This is a genomic window from Streptomyces sp. NPDC007907, assembly GCF_042959365.1.
In the GTDB taxonomy this organism is placed as follows: domain Bacteria; phylum Actinomycetota; class Actinomycetes; order Streptomycetales; family Streptomycetaceae; genus Streptomyces; species Streptomyces indiaensis.
On the sequence record NZ_JBIBKR010000008.1, the window covers coordinates 187,656 to 203,323 of the forward strand.

Here is a 15,668-nt window from a genome sequence, read left to right on the forward strand (position 1 = left end):
GCGGCGGCCAGACGTACACGGTGGACCGGGCAGTCACGGTGCCCGGCCGGGAGCCGGTGGAACCCTCCATGACGACGCCCTGAGCCCGTGACCGGAGGGCGCGGACGGTTCTCAGTGGTGGCGCAGCGCGCCGGAGCGGCGGAGTCGGCGTACGGCGGACCGGAGTTCCGCGCTGCGCGTGGGTGATCCCTCCGCGGGGACCGGTGCGGGTGCGGTGTCCGGGGGTGCGGCGGAGTCGGTCTTCCAGAGGGCCAGTTCACGGTCCCGGGGTCCGTACGCCGTGTAGGCCACCTTGTCCTCGGCTTCCGGCGCCCGGTCGCCGAAGACGCGCACCGGGTGGGTCTCGTCCCAGCGCTGCCAGCCGGGGTCGCCGTCGGCGGCGAAGCGGACCCATGCCCCGTGCATCGCGTCGGCCAGTTCCTGCGGGGCGCCCTCCCCGGCGAGTTTCCGGGACTCGGGGACGTCTCCGGTGTCGAAGACGAAGCCGAGCTCCAGGGCGTGGCAGGCGCCGAGGCCGGGCAGGTTGGAGGGCCAGGCGAACTCGTAGACGTACGAGGGGTCCGTACGGGCGTCGGCCAGGTGGTGCAGGGGGATGCGGAGCAGGTGGTCGGTGACGAGCTGGCCGACGGTCTCCGCCGTACCTGCCTCGGGGTGCAGGGTGCGGTAGCCGCGCGGGACCTCGCTGCCGCAGTGGCAGCGGGCCATGGCTCCGGCGAGGGCGACGGCGCCGAGGCGGTCGACGCGTTCCAGGAGTCCGCCCGGCACCAGCCACAGCCGGTACTCGTCGCGGGTCCAGCCCAGCAGCAGTTCGACGCCGGGGGCCGCGCCGCCGTCGGTGAGGGCCTCCAGGGGGTCGCGCGGGACGACGTCGCCGTCGATGACGAGGCCGAAGGCGGGACCGCCGACCACCGGGCTGCTCAGCTTGCCCACCTCGGCCTGGGTGCGCAGCAGCAGATCGCGGTCGACGGCGGCGAAGGCCTCGGCGGTGGCGGGGATCTTCAGCCGGGACGCCATGCGGCGGACCATCCGCCGCACCTTGGCCCGCTCGGACGCCTCGGGCGGCCCGCTCTGCAGGACGGCCCGCCGGACCAGCCCCTGGGTCTGCGGGGCGGCGATGAGGGCGCCGATGCTGATGGCCCCGGCCGACTGACCGAAGAGAGTGATGCGGCTGGGGTCGCCGCCGAAGGCCTCGATGGCCTCGTGCACCCAGGTCAGGGCGGCTATCTGGTCGCGCAGGCCCGGGTTCGGGGGTGTGTCCGGGAACAGGCCGTAGCCCTCGACACCCAGGCGGTAGTTGAGGGAGACACAGACCACGCCGTCGCGGGCGAAGGCATGCCCGTCGTACACGGGTACGGCCGAGGAACCCCTGGTCAGGGCACCGCCGTGCAGCCAGACGAGGACGGGCAGGCGGGCCTGCGGGTCGGGCTGCGGGGTCCACACGTTGAGGTTGAGGCAGTCGTCGCCGGGCACGACGGGGTCGGACAGGTAGTGGGCGAAGGCGTCCGAGTACGGCGGTTTCGGCGAGGTGGGGCCGAATTCACCGGCGTCACGGACACCGTCCCAGGGAGGCAGGGGTACGGGGGGCCGGAAGCGCCGGGGGCCGAAGGGAGGGGCGGCGTACGGGATGCCGCGGAAGACCGCGACGCCTCGTTCGTACCGGCCCCGCAGGGCGCCGTAGGGCGTGCGCACCACGGGGTCCGCCCGCGGTCCCGTCTGGTCTGCCGTCATACGTCCACCAGCCTCCTCACCGCGCTCGTGCACCGTGAAGATCAGAGCAACTCATTCTGGCCCGCTATTCCGGTGCGGGGGCGGGTGTGAGGTCCGTTCGGGTTACTCGGCGTCGGTCGGCGTGCCGCAGCTGCCGCAGCCGAGCCTCGACGCCGCGTGCACGGCGTTCACGGCGGGCTTCTCCGGGTTTCGACCGGCCCGCGCATCCGGTCGAGGGCGCTGTTCGCGGTTTCGAAAGGTGTGACCGGCGGGCGACGGTGAATTCACTTTTCCTTCCCGCCGCCCTGCGCCCCCACCTAGAGTAGGAAGCGCTTTCCGCCCGGCCGGGCACCGTGACCGCCGTGTGCAGCGTTGGTCGAAACTTTCCACGGCCCTGGGACGGGCCGGAGAGGTGGGTTCCCGATGGTCCGTACGGCGAGTGCGAACGTGGCGGCCGGTCCGACGCTGGCGGTCGTGGCGCGCGAGGCGGGGGTGTCGGTGCCGACCGCTTCGAAGGTGGTCAACGGCCGCGAGGACGTGGCACCCGAGACCCGCCGCCGCGTGACCGAGGCGCTCGACCGGCTCGGGTACGTGCGCAGACCCCGCTTCGACGCGGCGAAGGCCCCCCGGCTGGTCGATCTGGTCGTGCACTCGCTGGAGAGCTCCTGGTCCGGTGCCGTCCTGCACGGCGTGGAGGAGGCGGCGCACGACGCGGGCCTGGAGGTCGTGGTGTCGGCGGCGCTGGTCCGCTCCCGCGTAGGCCGCCCCGAGCGCGGCTGGCTCGACAAACTCGTCGCCCGGGGCTCCTGCGGGGTCCTGTTCAACCTGGCCGAGCTCAGCGACTCGCAGTACGCGTGGCTGGAACAGCACCGCATCCCCTTCGTGATGATCGATCCGGTGCAGGAACCGCCGGCGGGCGTGGTCTCGGTGGGGGCGGCGAACTGGCGGGGCGGCCTGACGGCCACGGAACACCTGCTGTCCCTCGGTCACGAGCGGATCGCCGTCATCGCGGGCCCCCGGCGGACGCTGTGCAGCAGCGCGCGGGTCGCCGGGTACCGCTCGGCCCTCGCGTCGGCCGGGGTCCGGCACCGCCCCGAGTACGTGCGGTACGCCGGTTTCGACGAGAGCGTGGCCCACCGCCGCATGCGGGAGCTCCTCGACCTGTCCGAGCCGCCGACCGCTGTCTTCGTCTGCTCGGACCGGATGGCGCTCGGTGTCTACGAGGCCCTGGCCGAAAGGGGGTTGAGGGTGCCGGACGACATCAGTGTGGTCGGCTTCGACGACCTGCCCGAGGCGCGCTGGGCCTCCCCCGGCCTGACCACCGTGCGCCAGCCGCTGTCCGAGATGGCCGCGACGGCCCTGCGGTCGCTGCTGCGCCTGATGGACGGCCATCGCCCGGAGAGCACACGGACGGAGCTGTCGACCCGGCTGGTGGAACGGGCGAGCACGGCGGCGCCGCGCGCGTAGAAGGTGCGGGGCGGACATCCAAGGTGCCTTCTAGCACCGGGAGTTGTGTCGGTGCGGTGAGGAATGCGCTCATACGTACGGGAGTTGACGGAGTGCCATGACCGCCGCCGGTGTGGGGGCGGGCCGACTCCGCGAAAGGACCGCCGGCCATGACGCGCGACTCGCGCACGATCACCAACCCGGACACACTCCACGACCCCACGCCCTTCGGCTACAGCCACGCCGTATCGGCCCCCGGTGAGACCGTCTTCATCGGTGGCCAGTACGCCTCGGACGCCGGCGGTGCGCCGGTGGCGGGCGACTTCGCCGCGCAGGTGGACCTGGCCTTCGACCGGCTGCGTGCGGCACTGGAGGGGGTCGGTCTCGGCTATGAACACGTCGTACGGCTCGGCACGTTCATCGTGAACCACGACCTGGGCAAGCTGGAGATTCTGGGCAGGGCCCTGCACGCCCGCTTCGGGGAGCGGCTCCCGGCGCAGACGCTGAGCGGGGTCGCCTCGCTGGCGCTGCCGGGGATGCTGTTCGAGGTCGACGCGGTCGCGGTGCGACCGGCCGGGGCCGACGGATCGGCCTGAGGGGCACGCCCTCGCCCTGAGGACGCCCTCTCAGGGCCCGGAGCACGCCGAGACGTCTCCCCCATGTCCCCGGGGCGCGCGGACCACCGGTCGGGTCGTGCGGGAGTTTGCCGCACTCCCCTTGTGCGCGTCGCGCGCCCGCCATTGGGGGGAACTAGCCGGGACGGCCCGACGTCGAACGATGCGGTGGGGAGGGGCCGGTGTCCGGGGGCGGGGCGCTCGGCGAGCAGTGGGGGGACGACCATGACGCGCTGGCGGCCGCTTCCGGACGCACTGCCGAAGGAGGCACGAGACCTGGTGGAGCAGTTGCGGACCCTGAAGGACCGCACCGGTTGGAGCCTCGCGGAGCTGGCCCGGCGGACCGCGTACAGCAAGTCGTCGTGGCAGCGGTACCTCAGCGGGGCCAAACAGCCACCGCGCGGTGCGGTACAGGCGCTGTGCCGGATGGCGGGGACGGAGCAGGCGCGGCTGCTGGCGCTGTGGGACCTGGCCGACCTGACATGGCCGCACGGGGCGGCGGCCGGGCCGGCGGAGCCGGCGGCGCACGCGCCGCCGGCCGGTGCCGACTACCGGCGCTGGCGGGCGGCGGCCCTGGTGTCGTTCGCCGTCATCGCCGTACTGCTGGCCGGCCTGTTGTGGGTGCTGCCGGTGGGGAGCGGGTGACCGTCACGGCCGGCCGCTCCCCGGCGGTGGTGTCGCTCAGCCGAGCGTGCGGTAGTAGGCGTACTTCCACGACCCGACGTTCCGCAGCTTCACCTGGTACTTGCCGCTCACACGCTTGAAGTTGACGTTTCGCACGAGGCCCTTGTACTGGACGATGTTGCCCGGCTGGCTCTGCAGCAGGGTCTGGGCGAAGTCCCAGCTCTCGCTGTTGACGACGCCGTCGGTCTCGGGCAGGTTGTGCCGGCTCTGCCACCACTGGGTGGCCGACTCGGTCTCCGGTCCGAAGGAGCCGTCGATCTGGCTCTTCCGGAAGGGCTGCCACTCGCCCTCGTCGTCCTCCCACTGGGCGCCGTCCGCCCACAGCACGGTCTCCCACAGGGCGACGGCGTTGCCCCTGGCGTAGGCCTCGACGCCGAGGTTCTCCTCGTCCTCCCAGTCGTTGGCGACGGCGCCCTTGCCGTCGATACCGAAGTAGGCGGGCGCGGCGTTCGCCGCCGGTGCCAGGGCGATGCCGGTCCCCCCGGCGCCCAGCATCACGGCCGTCATCAGCGCCACGGCCCGATTGCGCTTGCTCATGCGGTTGTCCTTTCCGAACCGCCGTCCCCCGGCGGGTTTCCCCTGGGGCGGCTCGTCTCGTCTGGCACGGCACAGCCTCGGGGCCCAAGGCGCCCGCGGCGAGCCTTTCCGGCGTCCCCGGACCGTCCTGGGACGGTCCACGCCCGGGGCTCCGGGCGTCCCGGCCCGGGGCCGGGTCACCGGGGCCCGCCACGGGTCACGGGGCCGGCTCCCTTGACGAGCACCCGGGGCGAGGCCGGCGGTGACGGCGGCCGGGTGCCCGGCGTCCGGCCATCGGGTCCTGGGCGTGCGGCGTCCGTTTTCTTCAAGACCGGGCCTCGTGGTCCTCCCTACGGTGGCTCCATGACTGCACGATTCGATGCCATCGGCCTGGTCGTCTCCGACATGGCCGCCTCCGTCGCGTTCTACCGCCGGCTCGGGCTCGTCTTCCCGCACGGCGCCGAGGAGCAGCCGCACACCGAGGCCGCACTGCCCGGCGGGCTGCGGCTGATGTTCGACACCGAGGAGACGGTCCGTTCCTTCCTGCCCGGGTGGCGGCCGCCCGCGGACGGGGGCCGGGCCTCGCTGGCCCTGCGCTGCGACGGACCGGAGGAGGTGGACGCGTTGTACGACCGGCTGGTCGGCTCCGGGTACCACGGTGAACTCAAGCCGTGGGACGCCTTCTGGGGGCAGCGGTACGCCGTCGTGCACGACCCGGACGGCAACGGGGTGGACCTGTTCGCCCCGCTAGCCGGCGAGTAGCCGCCCCAGTGGAAGCCCCGACAACTCCCTCACGTCACGGGCCAGATGGGCCTGGTCGGCGTAACCGGCCCGGGCGGCCGTCTCCGCGAACGGCACACCGGCCCGAGCCAGTGCCAGGGCCCGGTGCAGCCGCAGGATGCGGGCCAGGGTCTTCGGGCCGTAGCCGAACGCGGACAGGGAGCGCCGGTGCAACTGCCGTGACCCGAAGCCGAGTTCGTCGGCGATCGCGGCCACGGGGCGGCCCGCGTCGAGGGCGGTGACGACCTGCCGGAGCAGCGGGTCCGGGGGGTCGGCATCGCCCGCCCGCCGCAGCGCCAGCTCTTCCAGACCGCCGGCCGGGTCGGCGGCGGCGTTCACGGCGCCGGCCAGACGCCGCACCCGCGCGGCCGGCCACAGGTCGGCGAGCTCGACGCGCCGGTCACGCAGCTCGTGCGCCGGTACGCCGAGGAGCGCCGGGGCGGTGCCCGGGGGGAAGCGGACTCCGGCCCAGGGGCCCGTCCCGCCGTCCGGGAGGTGGGCGCGGGTGTCGGGCCCGGCGACCATCAGGCGTCCGTCGTGCCAGAGCAGATCCATGCATCCGTCGGGCAGCACCCGGACCACCCCGTCCCCGGACGGGGTGTTGGTCCACGCCACAGCCCCGGGCAGCCGCGACGCCCGCTCCACGTACACGAGGGCCAGGCTACGCCGGAGCTGCGGCCCGGGCGCGGGGCCGGGCGCGGGGCCGGGCGCGGGGCCGGGCGCGGGGCCGGGCGCGGGGCCGGGCGCGGGGCCGGGCGCAGGGGCGGGCGCAGGGCCGGGCGCAGGGGCGGGCGCAGGGCCGGGCGCAGGGCCGGGCGCAGGGCCGGGCGCAGGGCCGGGCGCAGGGCCGGGCGCAGGGCCGGGCGCGGGGGCCGGGCGCGGGGCTCCCGGCCCCGCGCCACGGAGTTCGGGGACGGGCGCGTGGGCCGGGCCCACAGACCGGGCGCAGGGCCAGGCGCAGGGGGCCAGGTCGTGTGAACCGGGCACGGGGCCGGCGCCGCGCCGTGCCGCCCGTCCGGTACTCGCGCCGCTGCGGCCCGCCCGGAGTCCGGTGCCGCTACGCCACCCTCCCCCGGTACTCCACCGGACTCACCCCGTACACCCGCTTGAACGCCGTCGACAAGGCGAACGCGCTGCCGTAGCCCACCGTGCGGGCAACCGCGTCGAGGGTGTCGGCGGAGTCGCGCAGGCGGTCGGCGGCGAGGGCGAGGCGCCAGCCGGTGAGGTAGGACATCGGGGGTTCGCCCACCAGGGCGGTGAAGCGGCGGGCGAGGGCGGCGCGGGACACCCCGGCCTTCGCGGCGAGCGCGGCGACGGTCCAGGGGTGGGCCGGGTCGTCCTGGAGGAGCCGCAGGACACCACCGACGACCGGGTCGGCCAGGGCCCGGTACCAGGCCGGTGCCTCCGCCTCGGGGCGAGCGAACCAGGCCCGCAGCGCGGCGATGACCAGCAGGTCCAGCAGCCGGTCCAGGACGATCTCCTGCCCTGGTTCGTCCCGGACGATCTCCTCGGTGACGTACGGCGTGAAGGGGCAGTGCCACACGTCGGACGGGAGGCTGAGCAGCGGGGGCAGGGCGTCCAGCAGCCGCCCGCCGACCTCGCCCTGCACCGGGTAGGTGCCGATCAGCATCACGGTCTGCCCGTCGAGCCGGTCGCCCCAGGTCCGGACGCCCAGGTCCATGGAGCCGTTGAGGGGCCGTCCGTCGGGGTAGCGGCACTCCTGGTTCGGCAGGATGACCGCCTGCGGTGCCGTGCCGGGGGCGTCGCCGCAGGTGTAGGGGTCCGGGCCGCGGGCGATGGCGAGGTCCCCGGCCCGCAGCCGCGTGTGCTCGCCGGTGTCCGGCACGATCCAGGCCGCGCCGCGGACGACCAGCATCACCGTGAGCGGGGCCCGGTCCTCCACCCGCACCGCCCAGGGCGGGTCGAAGCAGGCCCTGATCATGAACGCGCCCCGCGCGCGGGGACCTTCCAGCAGACCTGCGAGAGCGTCCATGCGGCCAGCGTAGACGCGGTCGTATGGGAATGAGCCGTTCAGCGATGGTTCCGTGCGGCGCACGGCAGTTGACTCGACGGCATGACGAACACGGCGCAGAACACGACAGAGAACGCGACAGAAAGCACGACAGCGACGTCCGCTCGGGTCCCGCGGGCCGCGACGGTGGTGGTGACGGGTGCCTCGGGGCGTACCGGGAGCCGGGTGGCGAGGGCCGCCGAGGCGGCCGGGCTGACCGTGCGGGCGGCGTCACGGGCCACGGGGTTCGACTGGTGGGACCGCTCGACCTGGACGGACACCCTGCGCGGCGCGGACGCCGCCTATCTGGCCGTCCCCTCGGACGTCGGCGCTCCGGGCGCCGCGGAGGCGGTCGCCGCGCTCGGGCGTGAGGCGGTCGGGCTCGGGGTGCGACGGCTGGTGCTGCTGTCGGCGCGGGGCGAGGACCAGGCCCTGCCCACCGAGGAGGCGCTGCACGCCTCGGGCGCGGACTGGACGGTCGTACGGGCCGCGTGGTTCGCGCAGAACTTCAGCGAGGGGCCGCTGGTGGCGGAGCTGCGGGAGCGCGGGGAGCTGGTGTTCCCGGCTGGCGAGGTACCCGAGCCGTTCCTCGACGTGCGGGACGTCGCCGACGTGGTGGTGGCCGCGCTGACGTCCGGCGACCGGTACACGGGGCGGACCCTGACGCTCTCCGGGGCGCGGCTGCTGACCTTCGGGGAGGCCGTCGCGGAGATCGCCGGGGCGACGGGGCGCCCGCTGGTGTACCGGGCCGTCTCGACGCGTGACTACGGAGAGGCACTGGCGGGCTTCGGTGTGCCGCCGGACGAGGTGGCGGGTTTGACGGAGATCTTCGACACCCTGCTCGACGGCCGCAACGCGTACGTCTGTGACGGGGTGCGGGAGGTGCTGGGCCGGGCGCCCAGGGACTTCGGCGACTTCGTGCGCGAGGAGGCCGCGGCCGGGACCTGGACGGCCTGAGAGCCGCGTGCGGTCACTTCTCCTCGGGCGGCTGCCCCTCCCCGTTGACCTGCGTGCTCTTCACGTGGCTGTGCTTCACGTGGGTGCTCTTCACATGGGTGCGCAGCCGGGCAGAGAGGTCCTCGGGGGGCAAGAAGCGGGACCAGCGCTCGGGGAACTCCGAGGGCATGTCGGGGTCGGACTCGCCGGTGGCGGTGGCGCGGGCGACGTACTCGGCCACCTGGGCCTGCCGCAGCCGCTCGTTGGCCTCGCGGGCCGCGGCCGTCGCGGCGGCCGGCCAGACCCGGTCGATGGCGGCGTTGACCGCGGCCCCGACGAGCACGGCGAACGCGGACACACCGATCCACAGCAGCACGGCGACGGGCGCGGCGAGGGAACCGTAGATCGTGGGGCCCTCGACCGTGCTGGTCAGGTAGATCCGCAGCAGGAAGCTGCCGAGCACCCACATGCCGAGGGCGACCAGAGCGCCGGGGACGTCCTCGATCCACGGGGAGCGGACCGGGACGGACACGTGGTACAGCGTCGTCAGGAAGGCGATCGACAGGAGGATCACCGTGGGCCAGTAGAGGATCTGGACGAGCGTCGTCGACCACGGCACGATCCGCACCACGGCGTCCGGCCCGGCCACCATCAGCGGCAGCGCGACCGAGCCGATCAGCAGGGCCACGATGAACAGCAGGAAGGCCATCAGACGGGTCTTGACGATGCCCCGGACGCCGTCGAGGCCGTACATCACGGTGATGGTGTCGATGAAGACGTTCACCGCGCGGGAGCCCGACCACAGGGCGAACAGGAAGCCGATGGAGATGACGTCGGGCCGGCCGCCCTTCGTCACGTCGTGCAGGATCGGCTGGGCGATCTCGCGGACGCCCTGGTCGGACAGGACCGTGCGGGAGGCCTCCAGGAGGTTGGTCTGGAGGCTCTGGATGGTGTCGGCGCCGGTCCAGGCGTCGACGTAGCCGAGCAGTCCGATCATGCTGAGCAGCAGTGGCGGCACCGACAGCAGAGTGAAGAACGCGGCCTCGGCCGCCAGCCCCAGGATGCGGTACTCGACGCAGGAGTTGACGGTGTCCTTGACCAGCAGCCAGGCGGTCCTGCGCTTGGAGACGTTCCGGTAGAGGGCCCGCGCCCGGTGGAGGCGCCCGGACGGCGTGTCGGAGGTTTCACTTGCTGGCTGCACCCCCTAACGGTATCCGCCGAGGCCGGGCCCACTCACCCACAGGCCGGGTCTTCGCCGACCGGTCCGGTTTCACCGGGTGCCAAGGTGCTACCCCGGGGTACGTTCGCACCATGGCAGGCAGCACCCACACCGTGACGAACCAGGTCCCGCCGCTGGTCGGGTACGACGTCTTCTCCGCCGACCGGTCTCTGACCGACGCGGTCGACCGGCATCTCGATCCGGAACTGCGCGACGACGTCCTCGGCGAGCTGGCGGCACTCGGCCGGGCCTCCGGCTCGGCCCAGGTGCAGGAGTGGGGGCGGCTGGCCAACGAGAACCCGCCGCGGCTGCTCACGCACGACCGGTACGGCAACCGCGTCGACGAGGTCGAGTTCCACCCCTCCTGGCACCGGCTGCTCGGCAAGGGCGTCTCGGCGGGACTGACGGCCGCGTGGGACCGGCCGGCCGGGCATCTGCGGCGGGCCGCCGCCTTCCTGGTGTGGACGCAGGTCGAGGCGGGCAACGGCTGCCCGCTGTCGATGACGCACGCGGCGGTGCCCGCCCTGCGCACCGACCCGGACCTGGCGGCCGAGTGGGAGCCCCGGCTGACGTCCATGATCTACGACCGTGAGCTGCGGCCCGCGCGCCTCAAGGCCGGGGCGCTGTTCGGGATGGGCATGACGGAGAAGCAGGGCGGCAGCGACGTCCGGGCGAACACCACGGCGGCACGGCCCCTCGCCGAGGACGGGACGTACGAGCTGACCGGCCACAAGTGGTTCTGCTCGGCGCCCATGTCCGACGGCTTCCTGGTGCTGGCGCAGGCGCCGGGCGGGCTCACCTGTTTCCTGGTGCCGCGGGTGCTGCGGGACGGCACGCGCAACGTGTTCCGGATCCAGCGTCTCAAGGACAAGCTGGGCAACCGGTCGAACGCCTCCGCCGAGGTCGAGTTCGACGGGACGTGGGGGCGCCGGGTCGGCGAGGAGGGGCGGGGGGTGCGCACCATCATCGAGATGGTGGCGGCGACCCGGCTCGACTGCGTGCTCGGCTCGGCGGGGCTGATGCGACAGGCCGTGGCGCAGGCGGTGCACCACTGCACGTACCGGGAGGCGTTCGGCGGGAAGCTCGCCGACAAGCCGCTGATGCGCAACGTGCTGGCCGATCTGGCGCTGGAGTCGGAGGCGGCGACGACGCTGGCGCTGCGGCTGGCGGCGGCCTACGACGACGGCGGTGAGCAGGAGCGGGCGCTGCTGCGGATCGCGGTGCCGGCCGCCAAGTACTGGGTGACCAAGCGGTGCCCGCCCGTCGCCGTGGAGGCGGCGGAGTGCCTGGGCGGCAACGGGTACGTCGAGGAGTCCCAGATGCCACGGCTGGTGCGGGAGTCGCCGCTCAACTCGATCTGGGAGGGCGCGGGCAACGTCCAGGCGCTGGACGTGCTGCGGGCGCTGCAGCGGGAGCCGGGGGCGCTGGACGCCTATCTGCGGGAGGTCGGGCAGGCGCGCGGCGCCGATCACCGGCTGGACGGGGCCATCAAGAGCCTGCTGACCGAACTCGCCGACCTGGAGGGCGTGGAGGGGCGGGCGCGGCGGCTGGCGGAGCGGCTCGCGCTGGTGCTCCAGGGGTCGCTGCTGGTGCGTTTCGCGCCGCCGCAGGTCGCCGACGCGTTCTGCGCGGGGCGGCTCGGCGGCGACGGGGGCGCGGCGTTCGGCACGCTGCCGCACACGCTGGATCTGGCCTCCGTGGTGGAGCGTGCCCGGCCGGTGTCCTGACCCGGGAGGCCGCTGCGCGCACGCGCGGGGTCGGTGTGGGCGAGGAGCGGGGGTGGTGCTGCGCCGACACGGCACCACCCCCGCCGTACTGGCCCGTTCGAGCCGCTGAACGCCGCTCGGGACGGCGCGGATCAAGTTTCGGACACGGCCGGGCCGTCCACCAGGGTTGCAGGGGGTTGCAAGTTGCTGCTGACTGTGTGCGGACTGTGCACGCCCTCACGGCGCAGGCGGCACTATGAGACGGACAGTCAAAAGCGACTCCGGGGGGGCGCACGCGCATGGACGTCACGCACTTGGCCGCCGTCGACAGCACCCGGGCGGCCCGGGTCCTCAGCGAGGTCCGCGCCGCGCGGCTGTCCGGGCAGCCCGCCCCGGTGTCACCGCGTCCGGTGATCGAGCGGTCCTGGGAGCGGATGCTGCGCGGCGGCATCGACCCGGACCACGACGTGCGGATGGACCCGCTCTCCCGTGAGGAGGTGCAGCGGCGGCGCGAGACGTCGGTATTGCGCCATGTGCTGCCGGTGCTGCGGGAGGGTCTGCTGGCGGCGGCGGACGTCGCCCACCACATCATGGTGGTGGCCGACGAGGACGGCCGGGTGCTGTGGCGCGAGGGCAGCCCGCCGGTGCTGCGCAAGGCGGACGGGCTCGGCTTCGAACTGGGCGCTGACTGGCGTGAGGACGTCGTCGGCACGAACGGCGTGGGCACCCCGGCCGTGGTGCGCCGGCCGGTGCAGGTCTTCGCCTCGGAGCACTTCGTGCGCTCCCAGGCCGGCTGGACCTGTGCGGGCGCTCCCCTGACGGATCCGCGGGACGGCCGGCTGCTCGGTGTGGTGGACGTGAGCGGGCCACTGGAGACGATGCACCCGGCCACGCTCGCCTGGGTCGGTTCGGTGGCCAAACTGGCCGAGGCCCGGCTGCGGGAGATGCACGTGGAGTCGCTGGAGCGGCTGCGGGCGGTGGCGGCGCCGGTGCTGGCCCGGCTGGGCGGCCGTGCCCTGGTCGTCGACCCGGACGGCTGGACGGCGGCGGTCAGCGGGATGCCGTACGTGCGGCGCGTGGCCCTGCCGAAGTCGCTGTCGGCGGGCCCGGCGCGGCTGCCGGCGCTCGGGCCGTGCACGCTGGAGCCGCTGGGCGGGGGCTGGCTGGTGCGGGCGGTCGCCGACGAGCCGGTGCCGCACGGCCCGGCCCGGATCGTGCTGGACCTTCGGCCTGCGCGGCACTGGTCGGTGCAGGTGCACGGCGGGGCGGGCTCCTGGACCCGGGAAGTGAGTCCCCGGCACGCGGAGTTGCTGTACCTCCTCGCCCTCCACCGCTCCGGCCGCAGCGCCTCGGGCCTGGCGGCGGACGTGTTCGGGGATCCGGCCCGCACGGTGACGATACGGGCCGAGATGTCGCGGGTACGGCGGTATCTCGGGGCGTTCCTGGAGCACCGGCCGTACCGGTTCGCCGAGGAGGCCGAGGTCGAGGTGCTGCTTCCGGACGATCCCCGGGACCTGCTGCCCCACTCGACCGCGCCGGCGGTGAGCAGACAACGCAGAGCCGCACCGACGCCCTGAGGTTCACCGCGCGTGCCGCACAAGCCGCCCTGAAGTTCACCGCGCCTGCCGCACAAGCCGCATCGACGCCCTCAGGGGTGCATCTTTCGCATATTTGCGGGGTCTTCGTCCGCGGCACCCCTCACCTGCCGTAGCATCCCTCTACGGACCACCCCACCTGCTCCTCCGTCAACGTGCGGATCAACAGGCGCAGTTGGTCCGTACCGGGAGGACGTTATGAAGCATCGCGGCAGACACCGGCGGCGCAGACGGGGCAGGGCGCTGCGCGCGACCCTCGCCGGGACGGCCCTCGCGCTCACCGCCGCAGCCACCCTGATCAGCGCCTCGCAGGCCACCGTCGCCGACGCCCCCGGGGCTCTCAAGCAGGTCGCCGCGTCCGACGGGGCCGGGCAGCCGGCGCTGGCCGAGCACCGGGTGCCCGGGCGGTGGCTGGACCGGCTCGCTTCGAAGATGGGCCGGCCGGTCGGCGTGAGCGCGGTGCTGGAGGGCGCCGACCTCCCGCTGCGGGACGCGGCCGGCTGCCCGGCCGCCGACCGGCACAGCCTGCCGGTGGAACCGGCGGCCACGCGCGCGTACTGCTTCAGCGGCTCCGACACCCGGGGCTGGCGCGCCGGCGCGGTCACGACGTCGGGCGACGCGGACGACGACGGCCGCTGGGGTGGCAACCGCGTGATCCTCTCCGGCTGGACCCGGGGCGCCGAGGGCGGCTCCCTGGACGGCCCGGCCCCCGGGCAGGGCCTGGCCAAGGTCGCTTTCGTCGACGCGAACGACCCCCGCGCGCCGCGCTACACCTGGGCGCTGCTGGCCGTCCCGGTGGACGGCGGGCGGGACTACCGGGGGCTGGTCTCCCCGTTGTCGGGCATGGCCTGGTACCAGGACAAGCTGCTGGTGACGACCCGCGAGGGCGACCGGGACGCGCTGTACGTGTACGACCTGGACCGCATCCAGCGCGCCACCGTCGAATCCGACGCGGTCGGCCGGGTGCGGGGCGGCTGGGCGGCGCACGGCTACCGGTTCGTGCTGCCGGCCGTCGGCGCGTACGCCCTGCCCGGCGGGGAGGGCGGCGCCCGTCCGGCGACCGTCTCCCTGGACCGCAGCACCTCCCCCGACAGTCTGGTCGCGAGCGCGTGGGCACCGGCGGACGACGACCGGCGCACCCGGTTGTGGCGTTACGCGCTGAGCCGGGACCCGGCCCGGTCCGGTCTGCTCGCCACCGACTCCTCGGGGAGGGCGGCCCCGGTGGAGGCGTACGAGACGAAGACGGCCGAGGTGCGGGGCGTGCTGGCGTACCGGTCGGGCTGGTACCTGGACCGGGCGGCGGGCACCGAGGGCGGGCACGGGACGCTGTGGCGCCAGGACACCGAGGGCGCGCGGGCCGCGGAGTGCGGTACGGACGAGACGCGGCAGTGCTGGAGCGGCGGGTCGGGTTCCCTGTCCTACTGGGAGGAGACCGGCGAGGTCTGGTCCCAGTCGGGGCGGATGCTGTTCGCGCTGCCGCTGGCGTCGGTCGACCGGGCGCTGCGCTGACCGGCGCTGTCCACGGAGCGGGCCGACGATCGACAGACGAGTGGGTCAGGTGATTTTCTGACCCGTATGACCACCATCGCCGTGACCACCTGGTCCCTGGAGCAGACCGCGCCGACCGACCTGCTGCCGGCCCTCGCGCCGGACGGGGACGTCCGGGTCGTCCGCTCCGAGGTGCCCTCGCCCGAGTTCAGCCGGTTCCTGTACGCGTCGGTGGGCGGCGACATCCGCTGGACGGACCGGCTCGGCTGGTCCTACGCGCAGTGGGTGGAGTACCTTCAGCGGCCCGGCGTGGAGACATGGGTGGCGTACGACCGGGGCACGCCGGCCGGGTTCGTGGAGCTGGAGGCGCAGGACGACGCCGTCGTGGAGATCGTCTACTTCGGACTGCTCCCCGCCTTCCGCGGCCGGCGCATCGGCGGGCACCTGCTGTCGTACGGCACGGCCCGGGCCTGGGACCTCGCCGACCGCTGGGCGGGACTGACCCCGACCAAGCGGGTCTGGCTGCACACCTGCAGCAAGGACGGCGAGCACGCGATGGACAACTACCAGCGGCGAGGCTTCAAGCTGTTCGACACCAAGGTCGAGGAGGAGGCGGAAGTCGCCGCTCCGGGACCGTGGCCTGGAGCGTTCCCCGTCTGACCTGGTCGGACACCTCAACGACGCCCGATGTGACCAACGACACTCTTGTCTCGCTCTGCGAGACAAGGGTGTCCGCATCTTGGACGAAGCTGGACTGTGTCCAGATCGCCGTGACACGCTTCCGTCATGTCTGGAACTGGAATTGCCTTGGTGAGTCGGCGGCACGTCGACCTCGGCCGCATGTCCAGCGCCATCTGTCCGGCGCACTGAGCGTACTCAGCCCGCGCCCGACATCTTCCTTTCCTGCCTCACCCCTGCGCAATGACGCGCCCTATGCCCATGCGCACGCATGCGCAGGTCAGAGCC

The 15,668-nt window shown here is 74.0% G+C and carries 15 protein-coding genes; 10 read left to right on the plus strand and 5 right to left on the minus strand.

Translation table 11 applies throughout. The features are described 5' to 3' along the window. Nucleotides 1–111 precede the first annotated feature (111 nt). Nucleotides 112–1,728 (minus strand): carboxylesterase family protein, encoded by a 1,617-nt coding sequence (locus ACFZDI_RS30400; RefSeq protein WP_391254802.1) that lies wholly within the window; start codon nt 1,726–1,728, stop codon nt 112–114. 402 nt (nt 1,729–2,130) lie between these two features. On the opposite strand from ACFZDI_RS30400, the gene ACFZDI_RS30405 reads away from it, so the two are divergent. The 3 genes from ACFZDI_RS30405 (at nt 2,131) to ACFZDI_RS30415 (ending at nt 4,412) form a co-directional block, all read left to right on the plus strand. After that, nucleotides 2,131–3,174, plus strand: a complete 1,044-nt coding sequence (locus tag ACFZDI_RS30405) for a substrate-binding domain-containing protein (protein WP_391254805.1) — start codon at nt 2,131–2,133, stop codon at nt 3,172–3,174. 149 nt (nt 3,175–3,323) lie between these two features. Further along, nucleotides 3,324–3,749, plus strand: coding sequence for a Rid family hydrolase (locus ACFZDI_RS30410; protein WP_391254808.1), 426 nt, complete (start codon nt 3,324–3,326; stop codon nt 3,747–3,749). 243 nt (nt 3,750–3,992) lie between these two features. Further along, nucleotides 3,993–4,412 (plus strand): helix-turn-helix transcriptional regulator, encoded by a 420-nt coding sequence (locus ACFZDI_RS30415; RefSeq protein ID WP_234846391.1) that lies wholly within the window; start codon nt 3,993–3,995, stop codon nt 4,410–4,412. A gap of 36 nt (nt 4,413–4,448) precedes the next feature. Here the strand turns inward: ACFZDI_RS30415 and ACFZDI_RS30420 are convergent, their stop codons facing one another. Beyond that, nucleotides 4,449–4,988 (minus strand): peptidoglycan-binding domain-containing protein, encoded by a 540-nt coding sequence (locus tag ACFZDI_RS30420; RefSeq protein ID WP_361110123.1) that lies wholly within the window; start codon nt 4,986–4,988, stop codon nt 4,449–4,451. Nucleotides 4,989–5,330: 342 nt separating this feature from the next. Here ACFZDI_RS30420 and ACFZDI_RS30425 point away from each other — a divergent pair, with 342 nt between their 5' ends. Further along, nucleotides 5,331–5,729: a VOC family protein gene (locus ACFZDI_RS30425; RefSeq protein ID WP_234846393.1), complete on the plus strand. Its 399-nt coding sequence runs from the start codon at nt 5,331–5,333 to the stop codon at nt 5,727–5,729. On the opposite strand, the gene ACFZDI_RS30430 is transcribed toward ACFZDI_RS30425, so the two are convergent. Continuing rightward, on the minus strand, nt 5,715–6,398 hold the full coding sequence (locus tag ACFZDI_RS30430; RefSeq protein WP_391254813.1) for a helix-turn-helix domain-containing protein: 684 nt from the start codon (nt 6,396–6,398) through the stop codon (nt 5,715–5,717). The genes ACFZDI_RS30425 and ACFZDI_RS30430 overlap by 15 nt on opposite strands. 406 nt (nt 6,399–6,804) lie before the next feature. Further along, nucleotides 6,805–7,740 (minus strand): cupin domain-containing protein, encoded by a 936-nt coding sequence (locus tag ACFZDI_RS30435; RefSeq protein WP_391254816.1) that lies wholly within the window; start codon nt 7,738–7,740, stop codon nt 6,805–6,807. 81 nt (nt 7,741–7,821) lie between these two features. Between ACFZDI_RS30435 and ACFZDI_RS30440 the strand changes: the two genes are divergently transcribed. Beyond that, a complete protein-coding gene (locus tag ACFZDI_RS30440) occupies nt 7,822–8,715 on the plus strand; it encodes an NmrA family transcriptional regulator (RefSeq protein ID WP_391254819.1) in 894 nt (297 codons plus the stop codon). Between the two features lie 13 nt (nt 8,716–8,728). Here ACFZDI_RS30440 and ACFZDI_RS30445 read toward each other — a convergent pair whose 3' ends face one another. Further along, entirely contained in the window at nt 8,729–9,895 is a 1,167-nt protein-coding gene (locus tag ACFZDI_RS30445; RefSeq protein ID WP_234846397.1) for a YihY/virulence factor BrkB family protein, read from the minus strand. 110 nt (nt 9,896–10,005) lie between these two features. Here ACFZDI_RS30445 and ACFZDI_RS30450 point away from each other — a divergent pair, with 110 nt between their 5' ends. From ACFZDI_RS30450 to ACFZDI_RS30470, 5 genes are all read left to right on the plus strand, one after another. Continuing rightward, nucleotides 10,006–11,640, plus strand: a complete 1,635-nt coding sequence (locus tag ACFZDI_RS30450; protein WP_391254822.1) for an acyl-CoA dehydrogenase family protein — start codon at nt 10,006–10,008, stop codon at nt 11,638–11,640. Nucleotides 11,641–11,918: 278 nt separating this feature from the next. Beyond that, nucleotides 11,919–13,196: a GAF domain-containing protein gene (locus ACFZDI_RS30455; protein WP_391254825.1), complete on the plus strand. Its 1,278-nt coding sequence runs from the start codon at nt 11,919–11,921 to the stop codon at nt 13,194–13,196. Nucleotides 13,197–13,412: 216 nt separating this feature from the next. Continuing rightward, nucleotides 13,413–14,723, plus strand: a complete 1,311-nt coding sequence (locus ACFZDI_RS30460) for a hypothetical protein (protein WP_391254828.1) — start codon at nt 13,413–13,415, stop codon at nt 14,721–14,723. Nucleotides 14,724–14,789: 66 nt separating this feature from the next. Then, nucleotides 14,790–15,362: a GNAT family N-acetyltransferase gene (locus ACFZDI_RS30465; RefSeq protein WP_234846401.1), complete on the plus strand. Its 573-nt coding sequence runs from the start codon at nt 14,790–14,792 to the stop codon at nt 15,360–15,362. A 126-nt stretch (nt 15,363–15,488) separates the two neighbouring features. After that, complete coding sequence (locus ACFZDI_RS30470; RefSeq protein WP_311241247.1) at nt 15,489–15,572, plus strand: putative leader peptide; 84 nt, start codon at nt 15,489–15,491, stop codon at nt 15,570–15,572. Nucleotides 15,573–15,668: the final 96 nt, after the last annotated feature.